The organism is Pseudomonas sp. EA_65y_Pfl2_P78 (assembly GCF_963970495.1).
Taxonomy (GTDB): domain Bacteria; phylum Pseudomonadota; class Gammaproteobacteria; order Pseudomonadales; family Pseudomonadaceae; genus Aquipseudomonas; species Aquipseudomonas baetica_A.
On record NZ_CAXAON010000008.1, the window covers coordinates 22,433 to 39,394 of the forward strand.

General features: G+C 57.3%; 16 protein-coding genes. 13 read left to right on the forward strand and 3 right to left on the reverse strand.

What is annotated here, in order from left to right; translation table 11 throughout:
- Positions 1–56: 56 nt before the first annotated feature.
- From AACY02_RS09285 to AACY02_RS09295, 3 genes are read left to right on the forward strand one after another with little or no spacing between them, the layout of a single operon-like run.
- Complete coding sequence (locus AACY02_RS09285; protein WP_339431683.1) at positions 57–1,460, forward strand: sodium-dependent transporter; 1,404 nt, start codon at positions 57–59, stop codon at positions 1,458–1,460.
- A gap of 7 nt (positions 1,461–1,467) precedes the next feature.
- On the forward strand, positions 1,468–1,902 hold the full coding sequence (locus AACY02_RS09290; protein WP_016986510.1) for a type II toxin-antitoxin system RatA family toxin: 435 nt from the start codon (positions 1,468–1,470) through the stop codon (positions 1,900–1,902).
- Entirely contained in the window at positions 1,895–2,209 is a 315-nt protein-coding gene (locus AACY02_RS09295) for an RnfH family protein (RefSeq protein ID WP_339431684.1), read from the forward strand. The genes AACY02_RS09290 and AACY02_RS09295 overlap by 8 nt, the downstream gene beginning before the upstream one ends.
- A gap of 61 nt (positions 2,210–2,270) precedes the next feature.
- Here AACY02_RS09295 and AACY02_RS09300 read toward each other — a convergent pair whose 3' ends face one another.
- Positions 2,271–2,798 (reverse strand): outer membrane protein assembly factor BamE, encoded by a 528-nt coding sequence (locus tag AACY02_RS09300; protein ID WP_339431685.1) that lies wholly within the window; start codon positions 2,796–2,798, stop codon positions 2,271–2,273.
- A gap of 97 nt (positions 2,799–2,895) precedes the next feature.
- Here AACY02_RS09300 and fur point away from each other — a divergent pair, with 97 nt between their 5' ends.
- Positions 2,896–3,300, forward strand: coding sequence for a ferric iron uptake transcriptional regulator (fur, locus tag AACY02_RS09305; RefSeq protein WP_339431686.1), 405 nt, complete (start codon positions 2,896–2,898; stop codon positions 3,298–3,300).
- Between the two features lie 75 nt (positions 3,301–3,375).
- Here fur and recN read toward each other — a convergent pair whose 3' ends face one another.
- Positions 3,376–5,049 carry a DNA repair protein RecN gene (gene recN / locus AACY02_RS09310; RefSeq protein WP_339431687.1) on the reverse strand — a complete coding sequence of 558 codons (1,674 nt, stop codon included), beginning with the start codon at positions 5,047–5,049 and terminating at the stop codon, positions 3,376–3,378.
- Between the two features lie 240 nt (positions 5,050–5,289).
- On the opposite strand from recN, the gene grpE reads away from it, so the two are divergent.
- From grpE to AACY02_RS09350, 8 genes are all read left to right on the forward strand, one after another.
- Entirely contained in the window at positions 5,290–5,856 is a 567-nt protein-coding gene (gene grpE / locus AACY02_RS09315) for a nucleotide exchange factor GrpE (protein ID WP_339431688.1), read from the forward strand.
- Positions 5,857–5,958: 102 nt separating this feature from the next.
- Positions 5,959–7,875, forward strand: a complete 1,917-nt coding sequence (gene dnaK, locus AACY02_RS09320) for a molecular chaperone DnaK (protein WP_339431689.1) — start codon at positions 5,959–5,961, stop codon at positions 7,873–7,875.
- A gap of 296 nt (positions 7,876–8,171) precedes the next feature.
- A complete protein-coding gene (dnaJ, locus tag AACY02_RS09325) occupies positions 8,172–9,296 on the forward strand; it encodes a molecular chaperone DnaJ (protein WP_221730603.1) in 1,125 nt (374 codons plus the stop codon).
- 9 nt (positions 9,297–9,305) lie between these two features.
- The gene (dapB, locus tag AACY02_RS09330) at positions 9,306–10,112 is read left to right on the forward strand and encodes a 4-hydroxy-tetrahydrodipicolinate reductase (RefSeq protein ID WP_339431690.1); all 807 of its coding nucleotides are present in this window, start codon (positions 9,306–9,308) and stop codon (positions 10,110–10,112) included.
- A gap of 258 nt (positions 10,113–10,370) precedes the next feature.
- Positions 10,371–11,507 (forward strand): glutamine-hydrolyzing carbamoyl-phosphate synthase small subunit, encoded by a 1,137-nt coding sequence (gene carA / locus AACY02_RS09335; RefSeq protein ID WP_339431691.1) that lies wholly within the window; start codon positions 10,371–10,373, stop codon positions 11,505–11,507.
- A gap of 126 nt (positions 11,508–11,633) precedes the next feature.
- On the forward strand, positions 11,634–14,855 hold the full coding sequence (gene carB / locus AACY02_RS09340) for a carbamoyl-phosphate synthase large subunit (RefSeq protein WP_339431692.1): 3,222 nt from the start codon (positions 11,634–11,636) through the stop codon (positions 14,853–14,855).
- Between the two features lie 2 nt (positions 14,856–14,857).
- Positions 14,858–15,334, forward strand: a complete 477-nt coding sequence (greA, locus tag AACY02_RS09345) for a transcription elongation factor GreA (RefSeq protein WP_339431773.1) — start codon at positions 14,858–14,860, stop codon at positions 15,332–15,334.
- 28 nt (positions 15,335–15,362) lie between these two features.
- Positions 15,363–15,767 (forward strand): MFS transporter, encoded by a 405-nt coding sequence (locus AACY02_RS09350; RefSeq protein WP_339431693.1) that lies wholly within the window; start codon positions 15,363–15,365, stop codon positions 15,765–15,767.
- Positions 15,768–15,776: 9 nt separating this feature from the next.
- On the opposite strand, the gene AACY02_RS09355 is transcribed toward AACY02_RS09350, so the two are convergent.
- Entirely contained in the window at positions 15,777–16,085 is a 309-nt protein-coding gene (locus AACY02_RS09355; protein WP_339431694.1) for a YhbY family RNA-binding protein, read from the reverse strand.
- A 101-nt stretch (positions 16,086–16,186) separates the two neighbouring features.
- On the opposite strand from AACY02_RS09355, the gene rlmE reads away from it, so the two are divergent.
- A complete protein-coding gene (rlmE, locus tag AACY02_RS09360; protein WP_150617091.1) occupies positions 16,187–16,816 on the forward strand; it encodes a 23S rRNA (uridine(2552)-2'-O)-methyltransferase RlmE in 630 nt (209 codons plus the stop codon).
- Positions 16,817–16,962 lie beyond the last annotated feature (146 nt).

A 16,962-nucleotide genomic window follows, 5' to 3' on the forward strand; every position in this document is an offset into this window, starting at 1 on the left:
TTGAGTGAATGCCGGACAATGCGGCCTCTTTTTCTAACGCTTGGGCGTGATAAACGATGTCGACAGACAAGGTTTCTGTCCACGGCAGTTGGGCTAGCCGCTGGGTATTCATACTCGCCGCGACCGGTTCGGCCGTGGGACTGGGTAGTATCTGGAAATTCCCCTACATGGTCGGGATGTACGGCGGCGGCGCGTTCGTATTGATGTTTCTGGTGTGCATCGCACTGATCGGCATCCCTGTCATGCTCGCTGAAACCCTGATAGGCCGGCGCGCCCGGCAAAGTCCGGCGAATGCCCTGAAGGTGCTGGCGCTTGAGGCTGGGCACTCGCCCAAGTGGTCGTGGGGGGCGTTTGCCGGGATGATCACGGCATTGCTGATTCTGTCTTTCTATAGTGTGGTCGGTGGCTGGTCGCTGGATTACATCATCGACATGGGACGCGGCGACTTTCAGGGCGCTACGGCTGATCAGGTCGGTGCCTATTTTGGCAATGTCATTGCCGATCCTTGGCGTCTGACACTTTGGCACACGATTTTTATGCTGCTGTCCGCGCTCGTCATCGCCAAGGGCGTGGTTGCAGGGCTTGAGCGCAGCCTGCGGATCATGATGCCGCTGCTGTTCGTGATGATTCTGGTGCTGCTGGGGTACAGCATGACCACTGGGCATTTCATGGAAGGCGTGCATTTCATGTTCGACTTTCACCCGGAAAAAGTCCTCGACGGTTTGCTGCCCGCCATGGGCCACGCGTTCTTCTCTTTGAGCGTGGGCGTTGGCTCGATCATGATCTACGGCGCCTACATGCCCAAGAGTGCGTCATTGTCTGGCACGGTTGTCGGCGTGGCATTGCTCGACACGTTTGTTTCGCTGGTGGCCGGTCTGGCCTTGTTTCCTATTGTGTTCGCCGGCGGACTGAACCCTAGCGAGGGGCCAGGCCTGATGTTCGTCAGTCTGCCATTCGCTTTTGGTAATGTGGCTTTCGGTCAGTTGATGGGCGTTGTGTTCTTTGTTCTGGTGGCGGTTGCGGCTTGGAGTTCGGCAATTTCGTTACTTGAGCCCATGGTTGCCTACCTGGTGGAACGCACGAAAGTCAGGCGTGCCTGGGTGACATTCTGGCTGGCATTCACCTGCTGGTTCGTCGGTTTGGGCACGGTGTTCTCCTTCAATATCTGGAAGGAAGCCAAGTTTTTCGTGAGCGAAGGCGGGATGTTCCATCTCTACCAATGGGGCGCGCAGAGTGGCCTTGATTTCTTCGGTGTGATCGATTTCTTCACCTCGCGGATCATGTTGCCGCTGGGTGGGTTGTGTTTCGTGCTGTTTGCCGGGTGGGTGATGGGGCGTGATGCGGTGCGTGACGAGTTGTCGACTCGTAACCCGGCGCTGTTTGCCCTGTCTTTGTTCTTGATGCGCTATGTGGCGCCCATCGGCATTCTTGTAGTGTTTGCCACCCAGCTCTGGAAGTGACGCTTACATGACGACACATATTCAACGATCGGCGCTGCTGCCGTACCCGGCGCAATTTCTTTACGACCTGGTCAACGACGTGGCGCGTTATCCGGAGTTTTTACCGTGGTGCTCGTCGGCTGAAGTGCTGGAAAGCTCGCCCGAGCATATGCGTGCCAGCGTGGGCGTGGCCAAGGGTGGCCTCAGTCAGCATTTCGTGACGCGCAACACGCTGGTACCTGGGCAATCGATCGAAATGAATCTCGAAGAGGGCCCTTTCAATCAGTTGCACGGCGTATGGGTGTTCAAGGTGTTGAACGAGAAGGCCTGCAAGATCAGTTTGGATCTGTCCTTCGACTACGCGGGGCCGCTAGTGCGCGCCACGCTGGGGCCGCTGTTCAATCAGGCTGCGAATACCCTGGTGGATGCGTTCTGCCAGCGTGCCAAGCAGATGCATGGTTGAATCGATGATCGAGATAGAGGTCGTATTTGCGGCCGTTGATCGTCAGGTGCTGCGTACGGTCAGCTTGGTTGAGGGGGCGACCGTGCGATCGGCGGTGTTTGCCTCGGGTATTGATATCGAGTTTCCCGAGTTGAATCTGTCTGAGTGTCCTCTGGGGATTTTTGGCAAAGTGGTTTCTGATCCGGATGCAAGGCTGGTTCAGGCGGGGGATCGAATCGAGATTTACCGGCCGCTGCTCGCCGACCCCAAAGAGGTTCGGCGTTTGCGTGCGGCTAAAGCAGCTGAAGCCAAAGCTCGAAATCAGTAAGCAAGCCAATCTGCAGGCAATAAAAAACCCGGAATTCCCGGGTTTTTTATTGCCTCGCCAATTATTGCGGCGAGGTGTCCAGCGGCTCTGGTGTCGGAACCGGAACGGTTTCTACACCATCGACTTCCTTCTGGATCTGATCCAGCATGGAACCTGGCTTGACCGGTTTTTCCGGTTTTGGCTTCTCGGCGTTTTCAGCAGGAGCGGTCACGGTAGTGCCACTGTCCTTGCCGAGAATGGCTTCGTCACGGCTTACGCCCGGCATGAAGTCACCAGACAGGCTGACAAGCTGGTCGTTTGAGTTAAAAATAACGCTGATGCGTTCCTGTTGGCGTTCACCGCCACCCGGTTGCAGGCTGTACAGATAATCCCAGCGATTGGCATGGAACGTGTCGGTAAGCAGGGGGTTGCCCATGATAAACCGTACTTGCGGCCGGGTCATTCCCGGGCGTAACTGGTCTATCATGTCCTGCGTGACGACATTGCCCTGCTGGATGTCGATTTTGTAAACCCCGGGGAATGAACAACCGGCGAGTGCGAGCAGTCCCACAAAGGTGAAACTGGTTAGCAAGAGCTTGGTGTTTTGCATCGGTGGGCGACTTCCACTATCTTGGCTGGGACAACGTAAACGCCGATCATACCCGCATTAAGAGAAGCTGCGAAGCAGCATCGCGAGAAAGCTAACCATGGTTGAAAATAGCGAACTACGCAAAGCCGGTCTGAAAGTGACCCTGCCACGGGTCAAGATCCTGCAAATGCTCGACTCTACCGAGCAGCGTCACATGAGTGCCGAGGACGTCTACAAGGCGTTGATGGAAGCTGGCGAGGACGTCGGTCTGGCCACGGTTTACCGTGTTCTGACCCAGTTTGAAGCGGCTGGTCTCGTGGTCCGTCACAACTTCGACGGTGGCCACGCGGTATTCGAATTGGCCGACGGTGGGCACCACGACCATATGGTTAACGTTGAAACCGGTGAAGTCGTCGAGTTCATCAGCGTGGAAATCGAAAAACTCCAGAATGCAATTGCCGAGGAGCACGGTGTCGAGTTGGTGGATCACAACCTGGTGCTGTACGTACGCAAGAAAAAGTAAGCATGTCGCGCGAATTTCAGGTTCGCGAAACGAGCGAAGGCGACCCAAGGGTCGCCTTCGTGCTTTGTGTCATCTTTAAACTTTGGCGGTGACGACCATCTTTTTCGCATGCGCCAAGGATTCCTTGGTCAGGTCGATGCCGCCCAGCATGCGTGCCACTTCTTCTATTCGGTCGTTCTTGCTCAGCTTGGAGACAGCAGTATGGGTTGCCTGTTCGCCCCGTACCTTGTGTACAAACAGGTGTTGGTGACCTTGCGCCGCCACTTGTGGCAAGTGCGTCACTGTCAGAACCTGTCCGCGTTCACCCAGGCGGCGAAGCAATTGGCCGACAATTTCAGCGGTCGGACCGCCAATGCCTACGTCCACCTCGTCGAATACCAGTGTGGGTACGCGGGAGGTTTGCGCGGTAATCACTTGAATTGCCAAGCTGATACGTGACAGTTCGCCACCGGACGCCACTTTCGCCAGTGCCTTCAGGGGTTGGCCGGGGTTGGCGCTGACCAGCAGTTCGACTTGCTCCAGCCCGTTGGGCAGAAGTTCTTCGCTGCTATTGGCGCGCAGCTCAATGGTGAACCGCCCGCCCGGCATGCCCAGGCGTTGAATTTCCTGCTCTACCGCGCTGGCGAGGCTGCCGGCGGCCTGATGGCGCAAATCACTCAGCTCGCGGGCCTTCTCCTGATAATGGCGAGCATAGGAGGCTAGCTCTTCGCTCAAGCGCTCGATGGATTCGTCGTTGGCATTGAGCGTTTCGATTTCATCCAGCAGTTTCTGCTGCATTTCACTGACTTCGGTCGGTTGAATCCTGTGCTTGCGCGCCAGCGTGTAAATGGCATCCAGTCGCTCTTCCAGATATTGCAGGCGAGCCGGGTCGGCATCGAAGTTATCAAGGAAGCGGTTGAGTTCACCAACGGCTTCTTCAACCTGGATCTGCGCGCTGGTCAGCAAGCTGCTTGCTTCGCCCAGTGCGCCGACCGAATTGTTCACACTCGATAAGCGATTGAGGCTGGCGGTCAGCGCATTCAGCACGTTGCCGGAATCACTTTCGCTGCATTGCTCGACCACTTGTCGACAAATACCCAGCAAGGTTTCGGCGTTGGTCAGGTTTTTGTGTTCCTGCTCCAACTGCTCGAGTTCGTTCTCGCCGAGGCCGAGATTTTCCAGTTCTTCGAGCTGGTAGCTGAGCAGTTGATGGCGCGCGCGTTGTTCGTCGCCGGAATTGGAGAGGCGCTCCAGCTCCTGGCGTGTCTGGCGCCAACGCTGCGCGGCCAGATGCACTTGGCGCGCCAGGTCGGTAGCGCCGGCGTATTCGTCCAGCAGTCGGCGATGGGTGTCGGTTTTCAGCAGGGACTGGTGTTCATGCTGGCTATGGATATCGATCAGCAATTCGCCGAGAGCCTTGAGATCACCCAGCGGGCAGGGCGTGCCGTTGATATAGCCGCGCGAACGACCTTCGCAGGTGATGACCCGGCGCAGGATGCAGGGGCCGTCGATGTCCAGGTCGCGTTCGGCTAGCCAGGCGCGGGCTTCGGGGATATCGATCAGGTCGAAAGTCGCCAGGATATCGGCCTTGTCGGCGCCCGGGCGCACTACGCCACTGTCGGCGCGATCGCCAAGGGTCAGGCCCAGGGCGTCGAGCATGATCGATTTGCCTGCGCCGGTTTCCCCTGTGATCACGCTCATCCCGCGATCGAGTTCGAGATCGAGATGTTCAACGATGGCGTAGTTGTGTACAGACAGGTGCACCAGCATAAAGGCCGCTCCCAGGCTTTAGGTCTGGTTATTTATACAGTGTTTTGTTTCGGGCTGACAATGCCCCCTCTTAGCTCGATTCGCTTGAACGGAAAAATTTCTTAGTGCATTGAGGAATGAGAAAGCGGCACTTTTTTGTAGGGTTAATCATTGAAGCCCCTTGAAGCCTGATTTTGCGGCCCCATATATCGGGACAGAAGCGCGAGTCGAACTCGCGGACGATATTGAAAGGAGAATTCTATGGCTGACGAACAGACAGTAGATAAGCAAAACCCAGAAGCCAATCCAGCGCCCGAGGGTTCGGGTGACGACCTGGCGACCCGTGTACAAGTGCTCGAAGAGCAATTGGCCGCCGCGCAGGATCAGTCTCTGCGTGTTGCCGCTGATCTGCAGAACGTCCGTCGTCGTGCCGAGCAAGACGTCGAGAAAGCGCATAAGTTTGCGCTGGAAAAATTCGCCAGCGATCTGTTGCCGATTGTCGACAGCCTGGAGCGCGGCCTCGAGCTGTCGAACCCGGACGACGAAAGTATTCGTCCGATGCGCGAGGGGATCGAGCTGACGCTGAAAATGTTCCACGACACCCTCAAGCGTTATCAGCTTGAAGCGATCGATCCGCATGGCGAACCGTTCAATGCCGTTCACCATCAGGCGATGGCCATGCAGGAAAGCGCCGACGTAGAGCCGAACAGCGTTCTGAAGGTGTTCCAGAAGGGCTACCAGCTCAACGGCCGCTTGTTGCGCCCGGCCATGGTCGTGGTCAGCAAGGCGCCTGCGCCAGTTTCGCCTTCTATTGATGAGCAGGCTTGAAATTAGCCGCAAGGCCCCCATTTAGAAGTCAAGCGTTTAAGTGCTACCGCAGTTAGCCACCACTGCTGCGGCATCCAAATCCAAAGTTTCGGGAGAGTTAACATGGGCAAAATTATCGGTATCGACCTGGGGACTACCAACTCCTGCGTCTCCGTGCTGGAAAACGGCAAAGCAAAAGTTATTGAAAACGCTGAAGGCGCGCGTACCACGCCGTCGATCATCGCTTACGCCAACGATGGCGAAATTCTGGTAGGTCAGTCGGCCAAGCGTCAGGCTGTTACCAACCCGCACAACACTCTGTACGCCGTAAAGCGTCTGATCGGTCGTCGTTTCGACGAAGAAGTTGTGCAGAAAGACATTCAGATGGTCCCTTACAAGATCGTCAAGGCTGACAACAACGACGCTTGGGTTGAAGTAAACGGCCAGAAAATGGCCCCGCCACAAATCTCGGCTGAAATTCTGAAGAAAATGAAGAAGACCGCCGAAGATTACCTCGGCGAGCCAGTGACTGAGGCGGTAATCACCGTTCCGGCTTACTTCAACGACAGCCAGCGTCAGGCGACCAAAGACGCCGGCCGCATCGCCGGTCTGGACGTAAAACGTATCATCAACGAACCAACCGCCGCCGCTCTGGCTTACGGTATGGACAAGGCCAAGGGCGATCACACCGTGATCGTTTACGACCTGGGTGGCGGTACTTTCGACGTTTCGGTGATCGAGATCGCTGAAGTTGACGGCGAGCACCAGTTCGAAGTGTTGGCCACCAACGGTGACACGTTCCTGGGCGGTGAAGACTTCGACATTCGTCTGATCGACTACCTCGTGGACGAATTCAAGAAAGAAAGCGGCATGAACCTCAAAGGTGATCCGCTGGCCATGCAGCGCCTGAAAGAAGCCGCTGAGAAAGCCAAGATCGAGCTGTCGTCCGCTCAGTCGACCGACGTGAACCTGCCGTACATCACTGCAGACGCCACCGGTCCTAAGCACCTGAACGTCAAGATCTCGCGTGCCAAGCTCGAAGCTCTGGTTGAAGACCTGGTTCAGCGCACCATCGAACCTTGCCGCATCGCCATGAAAGACGCTGGTCTGGACGTTGGCGCGATCAACGACGTGATCCTGGTCGGCGGTCAGACTCGTATGCCGCTGGTACAGAAGCTGGTAACCGATTTCTTCGGTAAAGAAGCACGTAAAGACGTTAACCCGGACGAAGCGGTTGCCATGGGTGCTGCGATTCAGGGCGCTGTTCTGGCTGGCGACGTGAAAGACGTTCTGCTGCTCGACGTCAGCCCGCTGACCCTGGGTATCGAAACCATGGGTGGCGTGATGACCGCGCTGATCGAGAAAAACACCACGATTCCTACCAAGAAATCGCAAGTGTTCTCGACTGCCGACGACAACCAGGGCGCTGTGACCATTCATGTTCTGCAAGGTGAGCGTAAGCAAGCCACACAAAACAAATCCCTGGGCAAGTTCGACCTGGCCGACATTCCACCCGCTCCACGTGGCGTGCCGCAGATTGAAGTGACTTTCGACATCGATGCCAACGGCATCCTGCACGTTGGTGCGAAAGACAAGGCCACCGGCAAGACTCAGTCGATCGTGATCAAGGCCAACTCCGGTCTGTCCGACGAAGAAATCGAGCGCATGGTGCGTGACGCCGAAGCGAACGCTGACGAAGATCGCAAGTTCGAAGAACTGGCCGTCGCCCGTAACCAAGGTGATGCACTGGTTCACTCGACTCGCAAAATGGTCTCCGAAGCTGGCGACAAGGTCAGCGCCGAAGAGAAGACTGCGATCGAAGCCGCTGTGGTCGCTCTGGAAGCCGCTGTTAAAGGCGACGACAAGGCTGCCATCGAAGCCAGGGTTGAAGAGCTGTCGAAACTCTCCGCTCCGGTTGCTCAGAAGATGTACGCCGACCAGGCTCAGCCAGCTGATGGTGCAGCCCCGCAAGGCGAATCGGCTGAGAAACCTGAAGACGTGGTCGATGCAGAGTTCGAAGAAGTCAAAGACCACAAGTAAGTTGTTGGTCGGCCGGTTGACTGCCTTTCGGCGGTGACTGGTAGGATGTCGCCGCGCGGGAGCTTGCTCCCGCGTTGGTGTATCTGGAATACGCGAATTTTTACAGCATGCGACAGCGTTCGGATGCTGGCGGTATGGCTGAAAATGCTCCTGCTTTTCACGTCGAAAGTACCGCATGAATCACAGACCAGGATCGTTGAATTGACGTGAGTTGGGTCCGGGCCTGTATTGGGGCTCAACGAGTTTGGCGAGGCTCAGGAGGGGTTTGCCGAACGTCCTTAAGAGTGCAAAGACTTATGGCAAAGCGTGACTATTACGAGGTGTTGGGTGTTGAGCGTGGCGCGAGCGACGCAGACCTGAAAAAGGCCTATCGCCGTTTGGCGATGAAGCATCACCCGGACCGTAATCCCGATGACAAAGCATCGGAAGAACTGTTCAAAGAGGCCAATGAGGCCTACGAAGTATTGTCCGACTCGAGCAAGCGAGCGGCGTTCGACCAGTATGGTCATGCCGGTGTCGACCCAAGCATGGGGGGAGGCGGTGCCGGTTTCGGTGGTCAGAACTTCTCCGACATCTTTGGCGATGTCTTCAGTGACTTCTTCGGTGGCGGTCGCGGTGGTTCCCGTGGCGGGGCTCAGCGTGGCAGCGACTTGCGCTACACCCTGGAACTGAATCTGGAAGAAGCGGTGCGCGGCACAACCGTGAATATCCGCGTTCCGACACTGGTCAATTGCAAGCCGTGCGATGGTTCGGGTGCCAAAAAAGGCTCGTCACCTTCGACTTGCCCGACGTGTGGCGGCATTGGTCAGGTGCGCATGCAGCAGGGCTTCTTCTCGGTGCAGCAGACCTGCCCGCGTTGCCATGGCCAGGGTAAGATCATTTCCGATCCGTGCGACTCCTGCCACGGTGACGGCCGCGTTGAAGAGTACAAAACCCTGTCGGTCAAAGTGCCGGCCGGCGTCGATACTGGCGACCGCATTCGTCTGTCTGGCGAAGGCGAGGCGGGTACTCAAGGTGGTCCGACTGGTGACCTGTATGTCGTCATCAACGTGCGAGAGCACGACATCTTTCAGCGTGACGGCAAACATCTGTTCTGCGAAGTGCCGATCAGCTTTGTCGATGCAGCGCTGGGCGGCGAGCTGGAAATTCCGACCCTCGACGGTCGCGTCAAACTGAAAATCCCTGAAGGTACCCAGACCGGCAAGCAGTTCCGCGTGCGCGGCAAGGGTGTGGCTCCTGTGCGTGGCGGTGGTGCGGGCGACTTGATGTGCCGTGTAGCGGTCGAGACGCCGGTCAACCTGAATCGTCGTCAGCGCGAATTGCTGGAAGAGTTCCGCAGCTCCCTGGCCGATGACAACAGCCACTCGCCGAAAACCACGGGTTGGTTTGACGGTGTGAAGCGCTTCTTCGGCGACTTGTAAGGAGTGGGCATGCGACGTATTGCAGTGATGGGCGCCGCCGGGCGCATGGGTAAAATTCTGGTGGAGGCCGTGCAGCAGCGCGCGCCACTGACCGGGTTGACTGCCGCTGTCGTCCGTCCTGGCAGCACGCTGATCGGGGTGGATGCCGGTGAGTTGGCTTCGCTGGGGCGAATTGGCGTGCCGCTCTCCGGTCATGTGGAAGCGGTCGCTGATGAATTCGATGTATTGATCGACTTCACGCTGCCGGAAGTGATGCTGAAAAATTTGGCGTTCTGTCGTAAGGCAGGCAAGGCCATGGTCATCGGCACCACCGGGCTGGATGCGGCGCAAAAGCAATTGCTGGTCGAGGCGGGCAAGGACATTCCTATCGTCTTCGCGTCCAACTTCAGCGTCGGGGTCAATCTGTCGCTGAAGCTGCTGGACATGGCGGCGCGCGTGTTGGGTGATGATGCCGACATCGAAATCATCGAGGCTCACCACCGCCACAAGATCGATGCGCCGTCGGGTACGGCGTTGCGCATGGGTGAGGTGATTGCCGGTGCGCTGGATCGTGATCTGCAGAAAGTTGCGGTCTACGGTCGTGAAGGCCATACCGGTGCCCGTGAGCGCGAAACCATCGGTTTTGCCACGGTTCGTGGTGGGGATGTGGTGGGTGATCACACGGTGCTGTTCGCCTGTGAGGGTGAGCGTCTGGAGATCACCCATAAGGCGTCGAGCCGCATGACGTTCGCCAAGGGCGCGGTGCGTGCGGCGTTGTGGCTGGACGGTCGCGAGCCGGGCCTGTACGACATGCAAGACGTGCTCGACCTGCGTTGATTGACCGTTTGAACCCGGCGCAAACGCCCTGTTTGCGCTGGATTTTCTCCGCCGAGCGACGTCCTGTCGCATTCTCCGGCCTTTTAGGCTCATTAGCGGTGGACCCAAAAAGCCTTTTTCTGTAAGCTACAGCTTTAGTGTGTCCACTAAAAGCGAGCAGAATAATTCAGTGAAGAAGCGGGGTGACGTGTCCATACGTCACTCCGCTTTTTTACAACCTGCGATCGCCCTTTCATGCGTTATTTACGGGAGGTCTTCTTGACTAAGCCAGCCATACTTGCCCTTGCTGATGGCAGCATTTTTCGCGGCGAAGCCATTGGAGCCGACGGTCAAACCGTTGGTGAGGTGGTGTTCAACACCGCAATGACCGGCTATCAGGAAATCCTTACCGATCCTTCCTACGCCCAACAGATCGTTACCCTGACTTACCCGCACATCGGCAACACCGGCACCACGCCCGAAGACGCCGAGTCCGACCGCGTCTGGTCCGCTGGTCTGGTCATCCGTGACTTGCCGCTGGTGGCGAGCAACTGGCGCAACACGATGTCCCTGTCTGATTACCTGAAAGCCAACAATGTTGTGGCGATCGCCGGTATCGACACCCGTCGTCTGACCCGCATCCTGCGTGAAAAAGGTGCACAGAACGGCTGCATCATGGCCGGTGACAACATCTCTGAAGAAGCCGCCATTGCTGCCGCGCAAGGCTTTCCGGGCCTCAAGGGAATGGATCTGGCGAAAGTCGTCAGCACCAAGGCTCAATACGAATGGCGCTCCACTGTCTGGGATCTGAAAACCGACAGCCACGCGACCATCGAAGCTTCCGAGTTGCCTTACCACGTCGTTGCCTACGACTTTGGCGTCAAGCTGAACATTCTGCGCATGCTGGTTGAGCGCGGCTGCCGCGTTACCGTGGTCCCGGCGCAAACTCCGGCCGCTGACGTACTGGCTCTGAAGCCGGACGGTGTGTTCCTGTCCAACGGCCCTGGTGATCCGGAGCCGTGCGACTACGCGATCCAGGCGATCAAGGACGTGCTGGAAACCGAAACTCCGGTATTCGGCATTTGCCTCGGTCACCAGTTGCTGGCGCTGGCCTCCGGTGCCAAGACCCTGAAAATGGGCCATGGTCACCACGGTGCCAACCACCCGGTGCAGGACCTGGACACGGGCGTCGTGATGATCACCAGCCAGAACCACGGTTTTGCGGTAGACGAAGAAACGCTGCCTGCCAACGTCCGCGCGATTCACAAATCGCTGTTCGACGGCACCCTGCAAGGCATCGAGCGCACCGACAAAAGTGCGTTCAGCTTCCAGGGTCACCCTGAGGCGAGCCCGGGCCCGAACGATGTCGCGCCACTGTTCGACCGCTTCATCAACGAGATGGCCAAGCGACGCTAAGCGTTCGCCTTGAGACTGTAGAGAGAAGCCCTTCGAGGGCGGCCCCGACACCGGCGGCCCCCTCGAGACTTCAGAAATCGATCAAGACGGCTTGCCGACTGACCTGCGGATTTGAGTGACAAACCCATGCCAAAACGTACAGACATTAAAAGCATCCTGATTCTTGGCGCTGGCCCGATCGTTATCGGCCAGGCTTGCGAATTCGACTACTCCGGCGCCCAGGCCTGCAAGGCCCTGCGCGAAGAGGGTTACCGCGTCATCCTGGTGAACTCCAACCCGGCCACCATCATGACCGACCCGGACATGGCTGACGCCACGTACATCGAGCCGATCAAGTGGCAGACTGTTGCCAAGATCATCGAAAAAGAACGTCCCGATGCAGTGTTGCCAACCATGGGCGGCCAGACTGCTCTGAACTGCGCCCTGGATCTGGAGCGCGAAGGCGTTCTGGAGAAGTTCGGCGTGGAGATGATCGGTGCCAACGCCGACACCATCGACAAGGCTGAAGACCGTTCGCGTTTCGACAAGGCGATGAAATCCATCGGCCTGGCCTGCCCGCGTTCCGGTATCGCCCACAGCATGGAAGAAGCCAACGCAGTCCTCGAAACGTTGGGTTTTCCGTGCATCATCCGTCCGTCCTTCACCATGGGCGGCACTGGTGGCGGTATCGCTTACAACCGTGAAGAGTTCGAAGAAATCTGCGCCCGTGGTCTGGACCTGTCGCCAACCAAAGAGCTGCTGATCGACGAATCCCTGATCGGCTGGAAAGAATATGAAATGGAAGTTGTCCGCGACAAAAAGGACAACTGCATCATCGTCTGCTCGATCGAAAACTTCGACCCGATGGGCGTGCACACCGGTGACTCGATCACTGTCGCCCCGGCTCAGACCCTGACCGACAAGGAATACCAGATCCTGCGTAACGCCTCCCTGGCGGTACTGCGCGAGATCGGCGTCGAGACCGGCGGTTCCAACGTTCAATTCGGTATCTGCCCGAACACTGGCCGTATGGTCGTGATCGAAATGAACCCGCGTGTATCGCGTTCCTCGGCGCTGGCTTCGAAAGCCACCGGTTTCCCGATCGCCAAAGTCGCGGCCAAACTGGCTGTGGGTTACACCCTCGACGAACTGTCGAACGACATCACCGGTGGGAAGACCCCGGCGTCCTTCGAGCCGTCCATCGACTACGTCGTGACCAAGCTGCCCCGCTTCGCCTTCGAGAAATTCGCCAAGGCTGACGCACGCCTGACCACGCAGATGAAATCGGTCGGCGAAGTCATGGCTATCGGCCGTACCTTCCAGGAATCCCTGCAGAAAGCCCTGCGCGGTCTGGAGGTTGGTGTTTGCGGTCTGGACGAGAAGCTCGACCTGAGCAATCCGGAAAGCATGAGCGTGCTCAAGCGCGAACTGACTGTGCCGGGCGCCGAGCGTATCTGGTACGTGGCAGACGCCTTCCGTGCGGGCATGACTGTCGAAGACATCTTCGGCATGAACATGATCGACCCGTGGTTCCTGGTGCAGATCGAAGATCTGATCAAGGACGAAGAGAAGGTCAAGACCCTCGGTCTGTCCGCTATCGACCGCGACCTGATGTTCAAGCTCAAGCGCAAAGGCTTCTCCGATCAGCGTCTGGCCAAGTTGCTGGGCGTTACCGAGAAAAACCTGCGCACTCACCGTCACAAGCTGGAAGTGTTCCCGGTCTACAAGCGCGTTGACACCTGCGCGGCCGAGTTCGCCACCGACACTGCTTACCTGTACTCGACTTACGAGGAAGAGTGCGAAGCGGCGCCGTCCGGTCGCGACAAAATCATGATTCTGGGCGGCGGTCCGAACCGTATCGGTCAGGGTATCGAGTTCGACTACTGCTGCGTTCACGCGGCCCTCGCTCTGCGCGAAGACGGTTACGAGACCATTATGGTCAACTGCAACCCGGAAACCGTGTCCACCGACTACGACACGTCCGACCGTCTGTACTTCGAGCCGGTAACGCTGGAAGACGTGCTGGAAATCTGCCGCGTCGAGAAGCCCAAAGGTGTGATCGTCCAGTACGGCGGCCAGACTCCGCTGAAACTGGCTCGTGCTCTGGAAGCTGCCGGCGTACCGATCATCGGCACCAGCCCTGACGCCATCGACCGCGCTGAAGACCGTGAGCGCTTCCAGCAAATGGTTGAGCGTCTGAACTTGCGTCAGCCGCCAAACGCCACCGTGCGTAGCGAAGACGAAGCTGTTCGCGCTGCTGCGAAGATCGGTTATCCGCTGGTGGTGCGCCCGTCCTACGTGCTGGGCGGTCGCGCAATGGAGATCGTCTACAAGGAAGACGAGCTCAAGCGTTACCTGCGTGACGCGGTGCAGGTGTCCAACGACAGCCCGGTGCTGCTCGATCACTTCCTCAACTGCGCCATCGAGATGGACGTTGATGCGGTCTGCGACGGCAAGGACGTGGTGATCGGCGCGATCATGCAGCACATCGAACAGGCTGGCGTTCACTCCGGTGACTCCGCGTGCTCGCTGCCGCCTTACTCGCTGCCGGCGCACATCCAGGACGAGATGCGCGAACAGGTCAAGAAAATGGCCCTGGAGTTGGGTGTTGTCGGCCTGATGAACGTGCAGTTGGCGCTGCAAGGAGAAGACATCTACGTCATCGAGGTGAACCCGCGCGCTTCCCGTACCGTACCGTTCGTCTCCAAGTGCATCGGTGTTTCCCTGGCGATGATCGCGGCTCGCGTGATGGCCGGTAAAACCCTGAAAGAAATTGGTTTCACCAAGGAAATCATCCCGAACTTCTACAGCGTGAAAGAGGCGGTCTTCCCGTTCGCCAAATTCCCTGGCGTTGACCCGATCCTCGGCCCAGAGATGAAGTCCACTGGTGAAGTGATGGGTGTCGGCGACACCTTCGGCGAAGCTTTCGCCAAGGCCCAAATGGGTGCCAGCGAAGTGCTGCCGACCGGCGGTACTGCATTCATCAGCGTGCGTGACGACGACAAGCCACTGGTTGCAGGCGTAGCCCGTGATCTGATCAACTTGGGCTTCGAAGTGGTCGCGACTGCCGGCACTGCCAAGCTGATCGAAGCTGCGGGCCTGAAAGTGCGTCGTGTGAACAAGGTGACCGAGGGGCGTCCGCACGTGGTCGACATGATCAAGAATGACGAAGTCACTCTGATCATCAACACCACTGAAGGTCGTCAGTCGATCGCCGACTCCTACTCCATTCGTCGTAATGCCTTGCAGCACAAGATTTACTGCACCACCACCATTGCTGCTGGCGAAGCTATCTGTGAAGCGCTGAAATTCGGTCCTGAAAAAACCGTGCGCCGCTTGCAGGATCTACACGCAGGATTGAAGGCATGAGCATAATCAAGTACCCAATGACTGTTCAGGGCGCTCGCGCCCTGGAAGAAGAGCACACTCACCTGACCAAGGTCGTTCGTCCAAAGCTTAGCCAGGACATCGGTACGGCCCGCGAGTTGGGTGACTTGAAGGAAAACGCTGAATACCATGCCGCTCGTGAACAGCAAGGCATGGTCGAAGCGCGGATTCGTGATATTGAGGGCCGGATTCAGAATCAGGTGATCATCGATGTCACGACGATTCCCCATACCGGTAAAGTGATTTTCGGCACCACCGTTGAAATCGCTAATGTCGAAACTGATGAAAGCGTCACTTACCACATCGTGGGTGAGGATGAGGCTGACTTCAAACTCGGCAAGATTTCAGTCGGTTCTCCTCTTGCTCGTGCTTTGATCGGCAAGGAAGAGGGTGATGTGGTTGCTGTGAAAACGCCAGGTGGCGTTATCGAGTATGAGATTGTCGAAGTCCGTCACATCTGAAACCGGGCGCCCGCTACGCGCGGGCGCCATGCTTTGGCAGCTGACCCAGATGTTGTGGGTCGGTGGTCTTTGGTTGATTCATTTTGGTTTGCAGCCGGCGTTGGGCCAGATTGGCCTGGCGCAGTTGCTGATTGATGAAATCGCCAGTGCATTTGAAGTGCTGGTGGTGGGCTTTTCCGCCGCATGCTTGATTTTTCAGGCCTTGGTGCTGGTGCAGGCCGAGGGCCTTGGCAGTCTATGGCAAGATTTTCGCGGGCAGGTGCTGTTGATGGCGTTGAATGCGTGTGCGATGTTTGTCGCCGTGCGTATCGGCTGGCCGGATGCTCAGCGCTGGCAGGTATTCAGTTATCTGGTTCTGGGGTTTTCCGGGTTGGTGCTGGTGCTGCAGCCGGTACCTGGATGGAGTGGCAGGGTGCGCGAAGCACACCCTTGACCCTTGTCATCACTTGAAGCGATGAACGTTCGACAGCTGCTTGTTGACGCTGAAGTTCTTGCGGTAAACCAGTGCCATCTTGCCGATGACCTGTACCAGGTCAGCCTTGCCGACCTTGCACAGTTCTGCGATGTGCGCCAGGCGCGACTCGCGATCAAGGATGTTGAGCTTGATTTTGATCAGCTCGTGATCCGCCAATGCGCGTTCAAGTTCGGCTATAACACCTTCAGTCAAACCGTTGTCAGCCACAGTCAAGACTGGTTTCAGATGGTGGCCAATGGATTTGTACTGTTTCTTCTGCTCTTGAGTGAGCGGCATAATCTGACCCTTTCGTCTGGATTCTGTAAAATGGCGGCCATTTTACCCGAGGGTTCGTGGATCCGCCCAATTAATCACGACCCTTATCATCGAGGTGCCCAATGGCGCGTTCCAAGACAAGCCTTGGTTGGCTGAAAAGACATGTCAATGATCCCTATGTGAAGCAAGCGCAGAAGGATGGCTACCGCTCGCGTGCGAGTTACAAGCTTCTGGAGGTTCAAGAGAAATACAAGCTGATCCGTCCGGGCATGAGTGTTGTCGATCTGGGGGCTGCGCCTGGTGGCTGGTCGCAGGTTACTAGCCGGCTGATCGGTGGTCAGGGGCGTCTGATTGCCTCGGACATCCTGGAAATGGACAGTATTCCGGACGTGACCTTCATTCAGGGCGACTTCACCGAGGACGCAGTACTCGCGCAGATCCTGGATGCCGTCGGTAATTCGCAGGTAGACCTTGTGATTTCCGATATGGCCCCCAATATGAGTGGTACACCTGAAGTGGACATGCCCAAAGCCATGTTCCTTTGCGAGTTGGCGCTTGATCTGGCGGAGCGGATACTCAAGCCGGGTGGTAATTTCGTAATCAAGATTTTTCAGGGCGAAGGGTTTGATGTTTACCTGAAGGATGCCCGCAAGAAGTTCGACAAGATCCAGATGATCAAACCGGATTCTTCTCGTGGCAGCTCCCGCGAGCAGTACATGCTGGCTTGGGGTTATCGCGGGCGTAGTGAGTAAAACGGGTTTTTTTCACGGGGGTGATAGGTTTTTCGTATTTTGCCCCGAGCGCTTTAGCGAATATTGTGTAGAAAGTGTTTCACAAAGGGTTACAGACGGCGCCTGCCAGAGTTGTAGGTAATGTAGTAAGTTAGGCCGGTGAATAT